Source organism: Pseudomonas paeninsulae (genome assembly GCF_035621475.1).
GTDB lineage: Bacteria > Pseudomonadota > Gammaproteobacteria > Pseudomonadales > Pseudomonadaceae > Aquipseudomonas > Aquipseudomonas paeninsulae.
Genome location: NZ_CP141799.1, coordinates 1,531,698 through 1,548,138, shown reverse-complemented (window position 1 = coordinate 1,548,138; position 16,441 = coordinate 1,531,698). Strand labels below are relative to the sequence as shown.

Annotated in this window: 16 protein-coding genes; 10 read left to right on the top strand and 6 right to left on the bottom strand. The window is 60.9% G+C overall.

All coding sequences use genetic code 11. The annotated features are described in order from the left end of the window. Positions 1-594 precede the first annotated feature (594 nt). The 4 genes from VCJ09_RS07030 (at position 595) to VCJ09_RS07020 (ending at position 3,207) form a co-directional block, all read left to right on the top strand. Positions 595-1,866 carry an IS4 family transposase gene (locus VCJ09_RS07030; protein WP_324734620.1) on the top strand — a complete coding sequence of 424 codons (1,272 nt, stop codon included), beginning with the start codon at positions 595-597 and terminating at the stop codon, positions 1,864-1,866. A 298-nt stretch (positions 1,867-2,164) separates the two neighbouring features. Then, entirely contained in the window at positions 2,165-2,578 is a 414-nt protein-coding gene (locus VCJ09_RS07025) for a hypothetical protein (protein WP_324733712.1), read from the top strand. An 89-nt stretch (positions 2,579-2,667) separates the two neighbouring features. Beyond that, on the top strand, positions 2,668-2,895 hold the full coding sequence (locus VCJ09_RS24735) for a DUF4926 domain-containing protein (protein ID WP_407693017.1): 228 nt from the start codon (positions 2,668-2,670) through the stop codon (positions 2,893-2,895). 99 nt (positions 2,896-2,994) lie between these two features. Then, positions 2,995-3,207 carry a hypothetical protein gene (locus VCJ09_RS07020; RefSeq protein WP_324733711.1) on the top strand — a complete coding sequence of 71 codons (213 nt, stop codon included), beginning with the start codon at positions 2,995-2,997 and terminating at the stop codon, positions 3,205-3,207. A gap of 199 nt (positions 3,208-3,406) precedes the next feature. On the opposite strand, the gene VCJ09_RS07015 is transcribed toward VCJ09_RS07020, so the two are convergent. Together VCJ09_RS07015 and VCJ09_RS07010 are read right to left on the bottom strand one after the other, a co-directional pair. Next, positions 3,407-4,360 carry a DUF808 domain-containing protein gene (locus VCJ09_RS07015; protein ID WP_324733710.1) on the bottom strand — a complete coding sequence of 318 codons (954 nt, stop codon included), beginning with the start codon at positions 4,358-4,360 and terminating at the stop codon, positions 3,407-3,409. Between the two features lie 215 nt (positions 4,361-4,575). Continuing rightward, a complete protein-coding gene (locus tag VCJ09_RS07010; protein ID WP_324733709.1) occupies positions 4,576-5,001 on the bottom strand; it encodes a 3-isopropylmalate dehydratase in 426 nt (141 codons plus the stop codon). Between the two features lie 466 nt (positions 5,002-5,467). On the opposite strand from VCJ09_RS07010, the gene VCJ09_RS07005 reads away from it, so the two are divergent. Continuing rightward, the gene (locus VCJ09_RS07005) at positions 5,468-7,129 is read left to right on the top strand and encodes a VRR-NUC domain-containing protein (protein WP_324733708.1); all 1,662 of its coding nucleotides are present in this window, start codon (positions 5,468-5,470) and stop codon (positions 7,127-7,129) included. Between the two features lie 26 nt (positions 7,130-7,155). Beyond that, positions 7,156-9,453 carry an ATP-dependent DNA helicase gene (locus VCJ09_RS07000; RefSeq protein WP_324734619.1) on the top strand — a complete coding sequence of 766 codons (2,298 nt, stop codon included), beginning with the start codon at positions 7,156-7,158 and terminating at the stop codon, positions 9,451-9,453. A 395-nt stretch (positions 9,454-9,848) separates the two neighbouring features. On the opposite strand, the gene VCJ09_RS06995 is transcribed toward VCJ09_RS07000, so the two are convergent. Beyond that, positions 9,849-10,286: an HIT family protein gene (locus VCJ09_RS06995; protein ID WP_324733707.1), complete on the bottom strand. Its 438-nt coding sequence runs from the start codon at positions 10,284-10,286 to the stop codon at positions 9,849-9,851. Between the two features lie 309 nt (positions 10,287-10,595). Between VCJ09_RS06995 and VCJ09_RS06990 the strand changes: the two genes are divergently transcribed. Next, positions 10,596-11,300: a glutathione S-transferase N-terminal domain-containing protein gene (locus tag VCJ09_RS06990; RefSeq protein ID WP_324733706.1), complete on the top strand. Its 705-nt coding sequence runs from the start codon at positions 10,596-10,598 to the stop codon at positions 11,298-11,300. A 75-nt stretch (positions 11,301-11,375) separates the two neighbouring features. Beyond that, positions 11,376-11,948, top strand: a complete 573-nt coding sequence (locus tag VCJ09_RS06985) for a COG3904 family protein (RefSeq protein ID WP_324733705.1) — start codon at positions 11,376-11,378, stop codon at positions 11,946-11,948. 63 nt (positions 11,949-12,011) lie between these two features. Here the strand turns inward: VCJ09_RS06985 and VCJ09_RS06980 are convergent, their stop codons facing one another. Together VCJ09_RS06980 and VCJ09_RS06975 are read right to left on the bottom strand one after the other, a co-directional pair. Further along, positions 12,012-12,416, bottom strand: coding sequence for a hypothetical protein (locus VCJ09_RS06980; protein ID WP_324733704.1), 405 nt, complete (start codon positions 12,414-12,416; stop codon positions 12,012-12,014). Between the two features lie 80 nt (positions 12,417-12,496). Beyond that, entirely contained in the window at positions 12,497-13,090 is a 594-nt protein-coding gene (locus VCJ09_RS06975) for a class I SAM-dependent methyltransferase (RefSeq protein ID WP_324733703.1), read from the bottom strand. A gap of 142 nt (positions 13,091-13,232) precedes the next feature. Here VCJ09_RS06975 and VCJ09_RS06970 point away from each other — a divergent pair, with 142 nt between their 5' ends. Next, positions 13,233-14,039: a helix-turn-helix domain-containing protein gene (locus VCJ09_RS06970; RefSeq protein ID WP_324733702.1), complete on the top strand. Its 807-nt coding sequence runs from the start codon at positions 13,233-13,235 to the stop codon at positions 14,037-14,039. Between the two features lie 250 nt (positions 14,040-14,289). Here VCJ09_RS06970 and VCJ09_RS06965 read toward each other — a convergent pair whose 3' ends face one another. Beyond that, positions 14,290-15,120: an alpha/beta hydrolase family protein gene (locus VCJ09_RS06965; RefSeq protein WP_324733701.1), complete on the bottom strand. Its 831-nt coding sequence runs from the start codon at positions 15,118-15,120 to the stop codon at positions 14,290-14,292. A gap of 158 nt (positions 15,121-15,278) precedes the next feature. On the opposite strand from VCJ09_RS06965, the gene VCJ09_RS06960 reads away from it, so the two are divergent. After that, the gene (locus VCJ09_RS06960) at positions 15,279-16,358 is read left to right on the top strand and encodes a GlxA family transcriptional regulator (RefSeq protein ID WP_324733700.1); all 1,080 of its coding nucleotides are present in this window, start codon (positions 15,279-15,281) and stop codon (positions 16,356-16,358) included. The last annotated feature ends 83 nt before the right edge of the window (positions 16,359-16,441 follow it).

Here is a 16,441-nt window from a genome sequence, read left to right as displayed (position 1 = left end):
TTTTGTCATGCACCTATCAATGGAATAAGAAGCATCTAATTAATAAGTGTGAAGCTGTCGACAACATCAACGAGTATTTCGGCGATGGCTGGGTGAAGCTATCAGAGGATGAAAACGAGTACAAAATCAGGTTTAACGAAAGGTACTGTAAACTATTTCTTGCTCACATAGTTTCATACCGAAAAATTGGAATGTAGTTCTCAGGCCTATGCGTAACGAATCAATTCAACAAATCCTACAGCGCCGCCCATGGTTTACAAAAAAAATCGTAAAAGCTGGCACATTGCTAGGCTGCTGACTGGGGCGTTATGCACTAACCTCTACTGAAATTAGAAATACCGTCAATACGGTGAGGTTTTAATATAATCAGCCAAGGCTACAAACCAAGACGAGTAAGACCAATGGCTCAAGTGAAGCACATAACTAGCGGTTCAAATCGTTCGCTTCGCTCACTGAGACTGGCTAAAGCCCAATGTCATCAACTTAAGCAGTTTCTCTATAAATATCATATAATTAGCGCTCAAATTAGCGCATAGGAAAACTCCTTATGGCCTCTCATTCCACACCGTTTGACACCGCCCAGCAAACCCTGGCCTGAAAATTGTACAAAAAATAACCAGCCAGCTTGATTGTCCCGCCTTCATCGATACCCACCGCCAGCACCCTCAAGACTTTACCCGCCGACGTCAGCTGACCTTCAAGAACCTCGTCCTGTTCTTGCTCAATCAGCCGCGCACCGCCTTGCAGACCGAACTCGATCAGTTCTATCGCGTGCTAAATCAGGCCTCGGCCGAGACCCAGGTGGTTACCGCGCAAGCCTTCAGCAAGGCTCGCAGCAAGCTCAAGCCCGAGGTCTTCGAGAGCCTTAACCAAGTCCTTCAGCACCAGATCGACAGCCTCGGGCTGCGCCAGACGTGGTGCGGGCTACGCGTACTCGCCGTGGATGGCTCCACCGTACATTTACCGCTGGAGCCGGCCATGACGCGCTTCTTTGGCAGCCACAGCGAGTTTCCCGTTGCCCGCCTGTCCATGCTCTACGACGTCGCCGACGGCCAAACGCTGCACAGCCTGATCGTGCCATTCGAAGTCGGCGAGCGTGATTGCACCCACTTGCATCTCGCGCATCTGCCCCCTGACAGCCTGACGCTGTTTGATCGCGGCTACCCTGGGCACTGGTTGTTCGCGCTGTTCGAGCAGCAACGGCGGCATTTCCTGATGCGCCTGCCTTGTGGCTACAACGCGCAGGTCAAACAGTTTCTCCGGTCGGGTCAGGTCGAGGACACGCTGTTCTTCGCGGCCAGTCATCCAGAAGCGCGCTTGTTTTGTACCGAGGCCGGCGTCGATCCCACGGGCCAGGTCGAATTACGCTTGGTTCGGGTCGAGCTGGCGAGCGGTGAAAGCGAAGTGTTGCTGACCTCTCTGCTGGACCGGCAGGCCTTCCCGGCCGAGGTGTTTGCGGATCTCTACCACCGCCGATGGGGCATCGAGACGGACTACCGCCGCGTCAAGCAGACCCTGAGTCTGGACAACTTCAGCGGTCGCAGCGTGGTAGCGGTGAAGCAGGACTTTCATGCCGGGCAACTGCTGAAGAATCTGGGGCTGCTGATGAACTACCTGCTGCAACCGGTCATCGAGCAGCGCCACAAAGGCCGCAAGTTGCGCTGGAAGGTCAACTTCACCCAAGGGGTGTCGCGCCTCAAGAACACCTTGGTTGAGCTGCTGGTGCGCCCCTGTGCTCAGGGGCTGGCCAACGTGCTGGCGCTGATGACCAACAGTCTCAGCGCCGTGCGTCCAGGGCGCAGCTTCCCGCGTAAGCGCAAGCGCCCGGCCAGCCGCGGCTGCGAGGGGGCCAAACCGACGCGCTGAGAACCCGCACTACCGCCAAAAACGCCGTGCAAAAAAGCTGGCCAGAAGCGGTCGGTACGCGCTCGCCCGGAAAAAGAGAAACCCGCTCGCTAAGGCGAATTGGCGCCCATTAAGCTGCCGCCAAGGTTACACATGCGCTGAATCGGGGAGCAAAACCGGTGGCGGTGCTGCTGCAACCGAGCGCTCAAGCCCTGGATTTGCTTGCTCCAGGCAGGGCTGGGAGCTTAAGTTGATGACATTGGGCTAAAGCCAGCCCCTTAACCAAACGTTAGGTACAACCACACAGGATTATCACCGCATGAAAGCACTCGTAATTGCAATCGCCGTTCTTTCGTCGCAAGTATTATTGGCTGATGACACACTAATTGACGTGCCCGGAATCATCGGAAAATCAGAGGCAGCAGTAGCAGAGATGGTTGGCCAGCCGACAGAGTGCACGAGTACAAAATACGGACGTAAGTGCATATATGAAAAAGCGGAGACTGAAATTACCTTTATCAAAGGCAAGGCTGACTGGATTACGGTTGAAGGTATCGACACACTTCCATTCAACAAGAGCACACTAGGCTCAATTGGCATAAAGGCTCAAACCCCATCCTTCACAAATGACTTCACCATGCGATGGGAACATTTGCAAGGTATGCGCTCTATCTCATTTTTTGGTGTCGGTAGCAACGCGGATTATTTCTATATCCAAGCCTATACCGAGTAGGTATGCACCTAACTAGCGGTTCAAGCCGTTCGCTTCGCTCACTCGGGACGGGCTAAAGCCCGCCCCTTAACCAAACGTTAGGCCCCGACATGAAGCCATACGATGTTGTCCAAGTCATTGCACTTCGAGACGAGCGCTTTTCAAAGTCGAGTGCAGATTACGAACGGAACCCTTGCATCGGGGACGTTGGAACAATTATTGAGGTGTACTCAAATCCAGAGCCGGCATTTGAGGTCGAGTACTCTGGTAGTAATGGGTGCACTATTTGGCTCGCAGCAATGTATCCGGAAGAGCTAAAACTTAGTGGTCAAAAATGAATTCTGCGGCGAGCCTAACTAGTGGTTCAAATCGTTCGCTTCGCTCACTGGGACGGGCTAAAGTCCGCCCCTTAACCAAACGTTAGAGCCTACTTAAAAATGGCCCGCAGAAAGGACTCAGGTTTAGTAATAGTTGGTGGATTAATTTTTGCCTGTGGCTTTGCATTGCTAATAAAAAGCACATTTTTCGGCCCCGCAGCTCTAGAATTACAAATTAATCGCCACTCAAAAATGCCTGTATCCGAAGATATTTCACTAGTAATTGCAGCAGCCTGCATAGGCTTCGGTATTGCAATAGCATATAAGGCGTGAACATTTTTAATCAGCACCTAACAATGCTCAACTTTACTCACTTCGTCGGCTGGACTCGCAAAGCTACGCTTTTGCTCGCCGGTTAGCTCAAACGTTATGCATAAGCCACGTTGCTGGCGCGTTACCCGCGGGCGCTTGCTCAGGTCACATAGCCCTCATTAGCCGGCCCTTGCTCGAGACCGCCCTGAGTCTTGGCCGCCTATGCCGGCTTGAACACCCGGTACAGGCGGCCCAGGGCCGTCACCCCGACCAGCACCAGCGCGCCGGCCAGCACACCCAGCAGCATGTCCAGCAGCGTTGGGGTAATCGTCGCCAGTGCGCCGCCGAGTGTCGGCACGGCTTGCAGGCCGTGGGCGAAGCCTTCGATCAGTGCATGGGCCCCTGGAATGCCGTGGCTGAGGATGCCGCCGCCGACCATGAACATCGCCACCGTACCAATCACCGCCAGGCTCTTCATCAGGTAGGGCGCGGCGCTGAGAATGCCGCCACCGATACTGCGCTGCAGGCGCCCGATCAGGCCGCTGCCACTACGCTGGGAAAGGTACAGGCCGCCGTCGTCCAGCTTAACGATGCCGGCCACCAGCCCATAGACGCAGACAGTCATGAGCAAGGCGATGCCGGCGAGCACGCCGAGCTGAGTGGCCAGAGGCTGGCCGGTCACGGTGCCGAGGGTGATAACGATGATTTCCGCCGAGAGAATGAAGTCGGTACGCACCGCCCCCTTGATCTTGTCGCGCTCAAAAGCGACCAGATCGATGGCGGGGTTGGTCAATGCGGCCGTCAGCTCGGCTTTGTGTGCCTGCTCCTTATCCTTGCTGGGCCGCAGCTTGTGGGCCAGCGTCTCGAAACCTTCATAGCAGAGAAAAGCGCCGCCAAGCATCAGCAGTGGGGTAACCACCCAGGGCGCCAGCAGACTGATAACCAGCGCCGCAGGTACCAGAATCAGTTTGTTCAGCAGCGACCCCTTGGCCACCGCCCAGACCACCGGCAGCTCGCGCTCGGCCTTGACCCCCGAGACCTGCTGGGCATTCAGGGCCAGGTCGTCACCGAGCATACCCGCGCTCTTCTTCGCGGCGATCTTGGTCATCGACGCCACGTCGTCGAGCATGCTGGCAATATCGTCAAGCAGAGCTAACAGGCTGGTTCCGGCCACGGGTATTTTCCTCGACAAGCAGATTCTCAACGGCGCGCTCGCTAGCCGCCGCTCCCAGTAACGGGGAGGTGTAGTAGATCAGCCCTGCAGGCTGGTGGGAAATCCCCAGCGGCCAAGGCTCAGAGGCTGTGAAAATATCGAGCGCCGGTAGCGGGCGTCTGGAGGCGGTCGCAGTAGGTAAGCATTTTTTCACAGCCTTTCAGGCTTGCGAGCAATCAGGGCGTGGCAGGACGGATATCGAATCCGCTCTTGGCTTCACTGATGATGCGCAGGTGCTGGCTCTCACCCTCGGCTACCCGCACCGCCAGTTCGCGGCGCAGCCGGCCCTTGCCGCAGAGGGTGTCGTCAGCCTCATCGATGCCAATGCCGACCACCCGGTTACCCGGCGGCACATGGAAGCGCGCCTGTTCACCTATGCCGATGCGCGCCGCCACCTGGCGATCGACCAGCACCGCCACGTAGCAGCCGCCGCCGAGCATGCCCAGGTCGCGGTTGACCACGATCAGCCCGCTGCCCTCGACCGGTTGTTGGTAGGCCAGCAAGCGCTCGCTGGGCACCGCGGTCACCTTGTCGGGAGCGGCCTGAAAGGACGAACAACCGGCCAACGCCAGCAGGGGCAGTACTGCACAAATCAATCGCATGGGAATCCTTACGGGGTGGATGATCGAAGCCGGCTCAGTATTGACGGTGCGGCTGCCGCGCTCAAGTAAAGCAGTCGGAGGCGGATCCTGCCGGCGGTTCGCGCCTTCGCTGTGCCGAGTGCGGTCTTGGTAGAGGCCGGAAGGCAATCCCGGGGGTGACGGCTTTTGTAGGATGCGGCGGGCCGCGTAGGTTTGAGCGCAGCTATACCCCTCGCTAATCCATCAATCACGACCCGGGTCGGTAATGGTTGGCAGCAGCAACTGCAAGCCTGCCCAACTGCGGGTTGATCTTCGCGGTGATGGGTATCGCTGCGCTCAACCGCATCCTACGATAGCGCCCTGTGCCACCGGCTGGCCACGTGCGCCGCGCTGCTCACAACTCTTCTGAACTCGCCACAACTCAGCGCCGGACTCAGCCTCCCATCTCCTGCTCGTTGCAAAGCGAGCGGCGCACTGATATCTGTATATGCAAACAGTATTCGGTTTTCCCATGCAGCCTCAGCTCGACCCCAGCCTGTATTACCTGTGCAACTTCCATAAAGCCCTGGCCTGGCTGCGCGAGCGTCACCACGACCTGTTGCTGGCCGAGGAGCAGGCATTCCTGCGCCGCTTCGGCGAGCTGGCGCTGCCCAGCCAGGCGCTGCTGGTGCGCATGATCATGCGCAAGGGCCCGCATTTTCGCGCCAGCAAGCTGGCCTACGCCGAGATTGGCTGCCCGCGGCACGCCGCCCAGGCACTGCTCGACGCCGGGTGGATTCGGCATGACGCCGAGCTGGCGCTGGCGGAGTTGTTCGAGCTGCTGCGCAAGGAAGAACTGCTCGAAGCCTTCGCCGCCCGGGCGCACAAAGCCTTGAAGAAGCCTCAGCTGCTCGCTCAACTGACCGCCGAGCACAGCCGGTCGCGCAGCTTTGCCGACTGGTGCCCACGGCTGGACGAGCAGGTTTACAGCCTGGCCATCAATCCGCTCTGCGAACGCCTGCGCCTGCTGTTTTTCGGCAACCTGCAGCAGGACTGGTCAGCGTTCGTCCTCGCCGATCTGGGCATCTTCCGCTACGAACCGGTCGCGCTGAGCGCCGACTCGCGGGTATTCACCCAGCGCGCAGAGGTGGACTGCTACCTGGCGCTGCAACGCTGCCACGAGCGTGGCGAGGCCGGCGAGCCGGTCGCCGAAGTGCTGCAACAGATCGCCGCGCTGGACTGCGCCACGCCCTTTCTCGCCATGCGCCGGGCCAAGCTGCGGTTTCGCCTGGGCCAACATCTCGAACGCGCCGGGGAGCTGGAAAACGCCCTGGCCTGCTATGTCGACTGCCCGTTTACCGGCGCCCGCCTGCGCCGCATCCGCGTACTGGAAGGCCTGGGCCGCGCCGCGGACGCCCATGCACTGGCCAGCCAGGCGGCCGTGGCAGCGGAAAACGAGGCCGAGGCACAAGGGCTAGAGCGTGTGCTGCTGCGTCTGCGCCGCCAGCTCGGCCTGCCGCAACCGCGCAAACCGAAGCCGCCCGCACCGGCCCGCCTCGACCTGTGCCTGCCTAAGCCTGCAGGTCACAGTGTCGAATACGGGGTCAAGCTGCACCTGAGCGAAGCGGACGCGCCGGTGCACTACGTCGAGAACAGCCTGATCTGCAGCCTGTTCGGCCTGCTCTGCTGGCCGGCGATCTTCGCCCCGTTGCCGGGCGCGTTCTTCCATCCGTTCCAGAGCGGCCCGCTGGATCTGCTCAGCCCCGACTTCCAGCCGCGCCGCGCCGAACTGTTCGCCACCTGCCTGGCGCAACTGGATTCAGATGCCTACAAGAGCACGATCCGCCAGACCTATGCCGACAAATACGGCATCCAGTCGCCCTTCGTATTCTGGAACGCCCTCGATCAACAGTTACTGGAGCAAGCCCTCGACTGCCTGCCGGCGGCGCACCTGCGGGCCTGGTTCCAGCGCCTGCTGGCTGATATCAAGGCCAACCGCGCGGGCATGCCCGACCTGATCCAGTTCTGGCCGGCGCAGCGGCGCTACCGGATGATCGAGGTCAAAGGCCCCGGCGACCGCCTGCAGGACAACCAGCGCCGCTGGCTGGCGTTCTGCGCCGAGCACGGCATGCCGGTGGACGTCTGCTACGTACAGTGGGCCGACGCATGAAGCAACTAGTCGTGAATAACGGGGCTATGAACTATCAGGTCGCGGTGCGCGCGCTGTGCGAATTTACCGCCAAGGTCGGTGACCTGGATCTGCGCTTCACCCCCTCGCCCACCGCCCAGGAAGGCATGACCGGCCACGCCATCGTGGTCTCCCGGCGCGGTCCGGGTTACCAGGCGGAACTGCCGCTGAGCGGCGAATACCAAGGCCTGCAGGTGCGCGGCCGGGCCGACGGCTATGACCCGGACAACAACCGCCTGGAAGAGATCAAGACCCACCGCGGCGACATCGCGCGCATCCCGGAGAACCACCGGCTGCTGCATTGGGCCCAGGCCAAGGTCTACGGCTGGCTGCTGTGCCAGCAACGCGGCCTGGCCGAGATCGACCTGGCGGTGGTCTATTTCAACGTCCTCAGCCAGCACGAAACCGCCTTCCATCAGCGCTGCAGCGCCGATGAACTGCGTGAGTTCTTCGAACTGCACTGCAGCCTTTTCATCACCTGGGCCGAGCACGAGCGCGCACATCGCCTGCTGCGCAACCAGGCGCTCGAGCGCCTGCGCTTTCCCCACCAGCAGTTTCGCAGCGGCCAGCGTCAGCTGGCCGAGTCGGTGTACCGCGCCGCCCGCGACGGCCACAGCCTGATGGCCCAGGCCACCACCGGCATCGGCAAGACCCTCGGCACCCTGTTTCCGCAACTCAAGGCCTTTCCCGAGCAGGAGCTGGACCGCCTGTTCTTCCTCACCGCCAAGACTCCCGGTCGGCGCCTGGCGCTGGACGCCCTGGCGACCCTGCGCAGCCAGGAGCACGCGATGCCGCTGCGGGTGCTCGAACACGTCGCCCGCGACAAGGCCTGCGAGCACCCGGACAAGGCCTGCCACGGCGACTCCTGCCCGCTGGCCAAGGGTTTCTACGACCGCCTGCCGGCCGCGCGCCAGGCCGCGCTGGAACGCCAGTGGCTGGACCAGGACAGCGTGCGCGAAACCGCGCTGGCGCATCGGATCTGCCCCTACTACCTGAGTCAGGAACTGTGCCGCTGGGCCGACGTGGTGGTCTGCGACTACAACTACTACTTCGACATGGGCGGCCTGCTGCACGGCCTGACCCTGCTCAACGAGTGGCGCGTGACCCTGCTGGTGGACGAGGCGCACAACCTGATCGAGCGCGGCCGCGGCATGTACACCGCCGAACTCGAGCAAACCCGCTTCGAGGCCCTCAGACGCATCGCCCCGCCAGTGATGAAGGCGCCACTGGAGCGGGTCAACCGGCACTGGCAACAACTGCAGCGCGACCAGGAAGCGGCCTATCAGGTCTACCCCGCCGCCCCCGACCTGTTCATCATGGCCCTGCACAAGGCCGTCAGCACCCTCACCGATCACCTCACCGATCAACCGGCGGGCAACGCCGCCGAGTTGCTGCACTTCTACCTGGACGCCATGCTGTTCTGCCGCCTCGCCGAAGCCTTCGACAGCCATTCGCTGTTCGACATCAGCCGCGACGACAACCCCAGCGGGCCCGCGACCTCCACCCTGTGCATCCGCAATATAGTGCCGGCGCCCTTCCTCGCCCCGCGCTTCGCCGCCGCCCACAGCTGCACCCTGTTCTCCGCGACCCTGAGCCCCGCGCACTACTACGCCGACCTGCTCGGCCTGCCGCAGCAGACGCCGTGGATCGATGTCGAGTCGCCGTTCAGCGCCGAGCAATTGCAGGTGCAGGCGGTCAGCAACCTGTCGACCCGCTTCGCCCACCGCGACTACTCGCTGGCGCCGATCGCCGCGCTGATGGCGCGCCAATTCGCCGAACGGCCGGGCAACTACCTGGCCTTTTTCAGCAGCTACGCCTACCTGCGCCTGGTGCTCGATGAATTCAGCGCCGCCCACCCGCAGATCCCGGTCTGGCAACAGTCGCGGCAGATGGACGAAAGCCAGCGCCAGGCTTTTCTCGATCGGTTCAGCAGCGCCAGCCAGGGCATTGGCTTCGCCGTGCTTGGCGGCGCTTTCGGTGAAGGCATCGACCTGCCCGGCGAGCGCCTGATCGGCGCCTTCATCGCCACCCTCGGCCTGCCGCAGATCAACCCGGTCAACGAGGAAATCAAGCAGCGCATGCAGGGCATGTTCGGCAACCACCTGGGCTACGACTACACCTACCTCTACCCCGGCCTGCAGAAAGTCGTGCAGGCCGCCGGCAGAGTAATCCGCACCACGGACGACCAGGGCGTGGTCTACCTGATCGACGATCGCTTCAACCAACCCGCCATCCGCCGCCTGCTGCCGACCTGGTGGCAAGTCGAGCGCTGCCGCCTGCCGCTGCTGACCGAACCGAGCCTCTAGCAGGCTGTCCGAGAATACGGATTTTTGTAGGTTGGGCCGGGGCGCGTAGACTGAGCTCAGCGAAGCCCAACATGCTGATTTTGTTGGGCTTCGTCCCTCAGCGTCAACCTACAATTTGCAGTCAATTGCTATTCTCGGACAGCCTCCTAGGGACTGTCCGAGAATATGAGTTTTTGTAGGGTGGGTTAGGCGCACGCTGCCGATAGCGATGATCCCGCAAGATCCGTTGCGCCGTAACCCACCATCGGCGCAACGCCGGGATATCGCCTGGCGGGTTACGCGGCGCGCCACGATCGCGGTGCCTGATCGTTCGGAGCTTGACGCCGCTAACCCACCCTACGGATCGCGGATTGCTCTCGACCGTAGGCCAGGTGCAGCAGGTCGTCGCGCAGCCCTCAGCCGCGAAGGCGCTGCAGCAGCCGCGCCTGCAGTTGTTCCAGTTCGAGCGGCTCGGCCTTGCTGCTGGCGTGGATACCCAGGCCCTGGCCGGCGAAGCGCGGGATGATGTGCACATGGATGTGGAACACCGTCTGCCCGGCCGGCGCACCGTTGAACTGCGCCACTTGCACGCCTTCCGGCTGCAACTCGTCCACCAGCACCTGGGAGAGCCGCTGGGTCACCCGCATCAGCTTGCACAGGCTGTCCGCATCGATGTCGAGGATATTGCGCGCCGCCGCGCGCTTGGGGATCACCAGGGTATGGCCATGGGACTGCGGAAACAGGTCGAGGAAGGCGAGTACGTCGTCGTCCTCGTACAGTTTGTAGCAGGGGGCCTCGCCGCGAATGATCTGGGCAAAGATGTTCTGCGGGTCGTAGTCGCCGTACAGGCTCATCGGGGTTCTCCGTTAACGCTGATCGATGGCGGCACCATACCGGCTCGCTCTAACGCAGGGAATCAGGCCATGCACGCCATCAAACGGATTGATGCCCACTAGTACGCCTATCGATTATCGCGAAGGGACCGATAGTGGTCTTATCCCTCCGGCAAGGCCCAGACTTAGCGTCCGATGCAGCGACTCGCCCTCAACACCCCGAGCGGCACAATGGCTGCCGGCGCCCGCAGGACGTAGCAATAACAGCCGACCGACGCCACCCAGCGCCTGGTTCGGCCTTTTCCCACCCGCCTGATGATTGGAAGCGCTATGTCAGACCTCTCCGCCTACCCCATCACCCGCAAATGGCCCGCCCAGCACCCCGAGCGCCTGCAGCTCTATTCGCTGCCCACGCCCAACGGGGTCAAGGTGTCGATCATGCTGGAGGAAACCGGCCTGCCCTACGAGCCGCACCTGGTCAGCTTCGCCGACAACGAGCAGCTGTCGCCTGAGTTCCTCTCGCTCAACCCGAACAACAAGATCCCCGCCATCCTCGACCCCAGCGGTCCGGACGGCCAGCCGCTGGCGCTGTTCGAGTCCGGCGCGATCCTGCTGTATCTGGCGGAGAAGGCCGGCCAACTGATCCCCGCGGACGCCGCCGGCCGCTACCAGTGCATCCAGTGGCTGATGTTCCAGATGGGCGGAATCGGCCCGATGTTCGGCCAGGTCGGCTTCTTCAACAAGTTCGCTGGCAAGGACTATGAGGACAAGCGTCCCCTGCAGCGCTACGTCGAGGAAGCCACGCGCCTGCTCGGCGTGCTCGACCGGCACCTGGACGGCCGCCAGTGGATCATGGGCGAGGCCTACAGCATCGCCGACATCGCCACCTTCCCCTGGGTGCGCAACCTGATCGGTTTCTATCAGGCCGGCGAACTGGTGCAGATCGAGCGCTTCGCCAATGTCACCCGCGTGCTGGACGTCTTTCTCACGCGCCCGGCGGTGATCCGCGGCCTGACCATCCCCCAGCGCGACTGAGCCGATCCAAGGTGCGCAGATCCGCGGCTGCGGGTATCTTCTGCGCACCGCCGTTATCCAGGACTCAGCCGCCCCATGCGCACTCCCCTTATCCAGGCCGCCCTGCTCTGTGCCGCGGCGCTGTGCTCGACCACCAGCCAGGCCAGGGTCGAAGTCGAAGCGAGCCAACACCAGCGCCTCGGCCCGCTACTGGCCGCCAGAATTTCCGAGGACATCGCCCCCGGCGACTACGAAGCCCTGCTCAAGGGCCTGAGCGCTCACCCAGGCAAATTCGCCCGCAAGATAGTCCTGCTGGACAACATCGGCGGCAGCGCCCCGGAAGCCATGCGCATCGGCCGCCTGCTGCGCGAGACCGGCTTCGACGCCCTGGTGCCCGCTGACGGCGTCTGCCAGGGCAGCTGCATCTACCTGCTGGCCGCCGGCCACAAGAAGACCGTACGCGGCTATGTCGGCCTGCACCGTCCACCCTTCCCCGCCGGCGACTCGGCCCAGGCGCAAGCCGCCCACCGGGACCAACGCTACAGCCCGACCGTCTACTTGCGCGAAATGAACATCCCCAGCCGCCTGGCGGACGAAATGCAGCGCATCGCACCGCACAATATGCGCGTGCTCTCGTCCCAGGAACTGATCCGCTACGGGCTCAAATAAAGCTTGGCTGGCCCCGTCCAGACAGTAGCGCTGGGCAGAAGGGATAGCTGGCGCAGCTGCCCCTCACTGATTGTCGGCATGCTGATCACGAAATGATTGTTTGAACTGCTGAGTCATTTGGAAGCCTTTGATCGCCGGGACCGCGATGGCATCCAACGCGAGTTTCCCGATCAATATCAGGGTGGCACTGGCTAACGCATCCAAAAACCAGAAAACCATTTGCCCCACGCCGCCTAAAGAAGAGCCGGCAGTGTCGAGCGCGGGGATGGTCTGAATGCCAGTGAGTCCGTGCAGGGCCAGCGCTACCCAAAAGCCGAAGCAGTAAGGGCAGCGCCAAGCGTCATAGAGGTAAGCCAGCGGCGCGGGCAGCTGGTCGATTATGCTGCCGAACCACGTGCCCCATTCCGGCAGCTTTACCCAGATCAGCAGGTAAATTGATAAGCCCATTAGGGCCAGAGTGATGTTCATTCTGTCTCCTGAATCACTGTATGTGTGAGTGCAAACTTCGTCGTTCACTTGCCTGCCAAGCTGGCAACGAAGGAGAGCCGCTAAGCGAGATTCATTGGCTTGTACGCGACGATAAGCTCGCAGACCGCTTCGCCATGGGTTAAGCGCCGAGTGTCCAACTCGCGGAATCCCGCAACACGCAGTTGTTGCTGGATATCGGCCAAACTCACGCCATGTAGCGCCAGGATCTCTGGCTCTTCGGCCAACAGCAGTCGCCCGCCGGGCTTGAGCGTCCGATAGACCTCGCTCAAACCGAGCGCCACATCTTGCCAGTGGTGATAGCTGCTAAAGGCCAGGGCACTGTCCACGCTGGCATCGCCCAAGGGCAGGGCTTCGGCTGGGGCACAATAGAACTCGATACGCCCGTCCAGATCGGCCTGTTGAGTTTGCTCAACGGCGATGGTCAGCATGGCGGCGGATGGTTCTACACCAACCAGCCGACCATCGGGACAGTAGGCCAGCAGGTGGCGCAAACTGCTGCCCGTGCCGCAGCCAATGTCGACAACGGTTTCCTGCGGGCGCCAGTCCTCGGCTCGAATAGGCATCCAGGTAGTGGGCCAGTCGCCATACTGGCTGGCATACCAGTGGGCGGTGCTCTCATCCCAGGGCTCGTCTTGATTCGCGGGTGAAGTCATGGTCTTGCCTCTGCGTTTGCTCAAGACGTCAGATTAGAGATCTGACTTGCGCACAGGCAGTGGGGAAGTTTGCGAGTAATCGGCTTATCTTTCGATCCTGGATCGTTATACTGCGATCCCATCAAGCACTGGAATGCTGGATATGCACCCCACCGCCCCGCTTCAGGTGGAGCAATTTCATATCGAACAGCTTGCCGCCGATCGAGAGTCCCATCACGCCGAATACGTGTTGTCTTTCATAGTGGAAGGCCAGTTGCAGATGCGCCACGGCGAACCTATAAGCGTGCCACCTGGCAGCGTGGTGATAGTACCGGCGGGCGTGCCCCACCAACTGCTGTCGGGGCACGCGCTAAACATCTGGTGGATGGGTTTTTGCCCCAACTGCCTGGGGCTGCATGAAAACCTGCCGCAGATGTCGCCCTTTCGCCAGGTTCGATTGGGTGCCTCCCCCGCCGTCAGCATTGAACCGGCAAGACGCGCGCTGCTCGCACAGTATTTCGCCGAACTCAAACGCCTGAGTGAACCCGCCGGCCCGGCCAACAACGAACTCTGCAAGAGCCTGCTAAGCCTGATCCTGGCCGAGGTTAGCAACGCCATGACACCGGCCAGGCAGACACGCGATGCGATGGTTGGCAATGTGCTGGACTACATTCAGCGCCACTGTTGCGAGCCCTTGAGCTTGGCAGAGGTGGCGGCAGCCGTGCACAGGAGTCCGGCTTACGTCACCCACAAAGTCAAACTCGCTACAGGTGCCAGCGTGGGCGAGTGGATCACCAGCAATCGCCTGCACCAGGCCTGTACTCGCCTGCTTCATAGCGGCGCCTCGGTTGCCCAGGTGGCCGAGTTGGTCGGCTGGCAGGATGTGACCCACTTTATTCGCCAGTTCAAAAAACGCTTTGGCGTTACCCCGGGGGCCTGGCGTAAACAACAGCAGGGCCACAGAAATTGAGCGACTGCGCTCAACCCGGAGGATATGGTTGAGCGCAGCAACAGCCATCACATCGCCCAGGGCCTCGCTATGCTCAAACCTGAGAAAGGGAACAGATATATTTCCTGCCCCATTTCTCGCCAACAGTCACTGTGCGCGAAGCACTTTCGCGTATCGCTGGCATGGCATCGTTGAAGCCCATAGTTGTTGCTTACCTGATCTTTCGTCCTGCTATTTTTCTCTGCAGAAAAATTGCAGCCATGACCTTGGCTTACGACGCTGACCTGTAGGCTGCCAAGTGTTCATCCAAAAACCCAATGACTTTTTCAGCATATTGTTTTGGCTGCGCGGCATAAGCATGCGTGTGCTTAGCCCCTGGCACTTTCCAGAACTCTGTTGCCGTTCTGTGTTTCAAGACTTGCCAGAGCAACTCCCCATCTTTAATCGGGGTAAATTCATCGTCATCGCCATAAATCATTAGCAGGCCCGGGCTGCCCACTAGATGTTCGGCGGCATGGGTCGGGCGCAAGCTGCGCTCACCGGCGGGATAAAGAATCTTGGAAAACTGAATGCCCAACTTGGGGATCGGGTAGCGGGACCAGAAGTGCAATAGGGTCGGAAACGCCGACTCCAGCACCGCCGCCTTGAAGGGGTGTTCAGGCTGCGCCATGGCACACACACTCATGGCCGCGCCCATGGAGGCGCCCAGTACCGCCACGGGCAAGTCGGGGTAGCGGGCCTGCAAGGCTTGCCCAGCGGCCAACACGTCCAGGGGATAGTCCATGGTGGTGGACGTACTTTCACCGAAGCCGTTCAAATCAAACACCATCACGTGGTAGCCCGCCTGACGGAGCAATTCGGCATGCCCATATTTCATCCAGAAGCCTTTGGCTACTACGCCCATGGGGTGGGACATCAGTACCGCGCCCTTGGCCTGCGGTGTGTGTGCAGGCGCCAACAGTGCGGCGATGATGGCGCCGGATTGACTGTCGACACTCAAACGCTGCCAGTGGCTCTGGTCGACGCTGTCCGGCCAGCGCCATGGCCGGACAAAGCGGCCAAAGAAGGGTTTCTTGAATAGTTTGTAGGCGGCGTTTTTCATGCAGGCAATCCCTTGATGCGGTTTTACTGCTCGGCGCAGAGAGGCGCGTCTAAGCACATAGTGGCCATTGCGCCTAACCACCACCATCGGCAAAAATGACGAATTGCATGCGATTTATGCCAGCCGCGCACCAGGGTGCAGATCGGGAGAAATAAACGATGAATGTCTGCATCTTGATGGCGGATCAATGCTCATCCACCAGTGTGGCCGCGACCCTGGAGTTTTTTGAAATCGCTAACGTGCTGCACTACTATGCCGACCGCAAAAGTCAGCGCCAGGAGGGCAATTCGGCTCTATTCAGGGTGACAACGGCCTCCATGGATGGCCAGAGTGTTGCCTGCACGGGCGGCCTCAGGCTGACGCCCGACAAAGCCGCGAAAGACCTGCACAACCCGCAACTGATCATCGTGCCCGGTTTCATGTTCAATATCCTCGGCGTGCTGCCCTCCCTGGCCGACATGATCCGCTGGCTGCAACAGCAGCATCGGCAAGGCAGTTACATCGCCAGCATGTGCACCGGGGCATTCGTCACCGCCCAGGCCGGCTTGCTGGACGGCCGCTGCGCCACCACCCACTGGGTGTTCAGCGAGCAGTTCGCACAACGCTTTCCCCAGGTGAAATTACAGACCGAACGCACCGTCACCGACGATGGGCAGATGCTCTGCTCGGGCGGTTCCACCAGCGGCAGTGATTTGTTGCTGCACCTGATCCGCAAGTTCGCCTCCCCCCAGCTAGCGGCCGAATGCGCAAAGAAACTACTGGTCGATGTCTCCGTACGCAGCCAGACCCCTTACGCCTGCACCACCTTCAAGAAAAACCACACCGACGCCGTGATTCTGAAGATTCAAATCTGGTTGGAAAACCGCATCACCAACAGCATTCACCTGGAGCAGGTGGCCGCAGAGTTTGGCTTGAGCATGCGCAACTTCATCCGCCGTTTTAAAGAGGCGACCGATCAGACTCCCATCCAATACCTGCAAAACCTACGCATTGAAAAAGCCAAACACCTACTGGAAAGCAGCCAGGAAGCCTTCGACCAAATCACCTTGCAGGTGGGGTACGAAGATGGCAATTCCTTCAGGCGTCTGTTCAAGCAACGAGTAGGCCTGGCGCCCAGTGCTTACCGCAAACGCTTTGGGAACGTGCCAACTGACAGCCATTGCTCAGGACCAGGGGAACAAATTCAGGCGCTGCCCCCAACTTCAGGGCAAAGTCTGGGAGCCCGGCATCAACGCTAAGCCCGCCGCGGCGCTCAACCCACCCGACGTGGAAGGCTGCACGGGCGTAGGCTGGACCGCCCCCTCACCCCCGCTGGGGTGAG

Excerpts from the sequence above, each read along its gene's own strand:
- VCJ09_RS06975 (WP_324733703.1), bottom strand. The coding sequence starts at position 13,090 with ATGACTTCACCCGCGAATCAAGACGAGCCCTGGGATGAGAGCACCGCC.
- VCJ09_RS06995 (WP_324733707.1), bottom strand. The coding sequence starts at position 10,286 with ATGAGCCTGTACGGCGACTACGACCCGCAGAACATCTTTGCCCAGATC.
- VCJ09_RS06965 (WP_324733701.1), bottom strand. The coding sequence starts at position 15,120 with ATGAAAAACGCCGCCTACAAACTATTCAAGAAACCCTTCTTTGGCCGC.
- VCJ09_RS07020 (WP_324733711.1), top strand. The coding sequence starts at position 2,995 with ATGGCCCGCAGAAAGGACTCAGGTTTAGTAATAGTTGGTGGATTAATT.
- VCJ09_RS24735 (WP_407693017.1), top strand. The coding sequence starts at position 2,668 with ATGAAGCCATACGATGTTGTCCAAGTCATTGCACTTCGAGACGAGCGC.
- VCJ09_RS07010 (WP_324733709.1), bottom strand. The coding sequence starts at position 5,001 with ATGCGATTGATTTGTGCAGTACTGCCCCTGCTGGCGTTGGCCGGTTGT.
- VCJ09_RS06970 (WP_324733702.1), top strand. The coding sequence starts at position 13,233 with ATGCACCCCACCGCCCCGCTTCAGGTGGAGCAATTTCATATCGAACAG.
- VCJ09_RS07025 (WP_324733712.1), top strand. The coding sequence starts at position 2,165 with ATGAAAGCACTCGTAATTGCAATCGCCGTTCTTTCGTCGCAAGTATTA.
- VCJ09_RS06990 (WP_324733706.1), top strand. The coding sequence starts at position 10,596 with ATGTCAGACCTCTCCGCCTACCCCATCACCCGCAAATGGCCCGCCCAG.
- VCJ09_RS06960 (WP_324733700.1), top strand. The coding sequence starts at position 15,279 with ATGAATGTCTGCATCTTGATGGCGGATCAATGCTCATCCACCAGTGTG.
- VCJ09_RS07005 (WP_324733708.1), top strand. The coding sequence starts at position 5,468 with ATGCAAACAGTATTCGGTTTTCCCATGCAGCCTCAGCTCGACCCCAGC.
- VCJ09_RS06985 (WP_324733705.1), top strand. The coding sequence starts at position 11,376 with ATGCGCACTCCCCTTATCCAGGCCGCCCTGCTCTGTGCCGCGGCGCTG.
- VCJ09_RS06980 (WP_324733704.1), bottom strand. The coding sequence starts at position 12,416 with ATGAACATCACTCTGGCCCTAATGGGCTTATCAATTTACCTGCTGATC.
- VCJ09_RS07000 (WP_324734619.1), top strand. The coding sequence starts at position 7,156 with ATGAACTATCAGGTCGCGGTGCGCGCGCTGTGCGAATTTACCGCCAAG.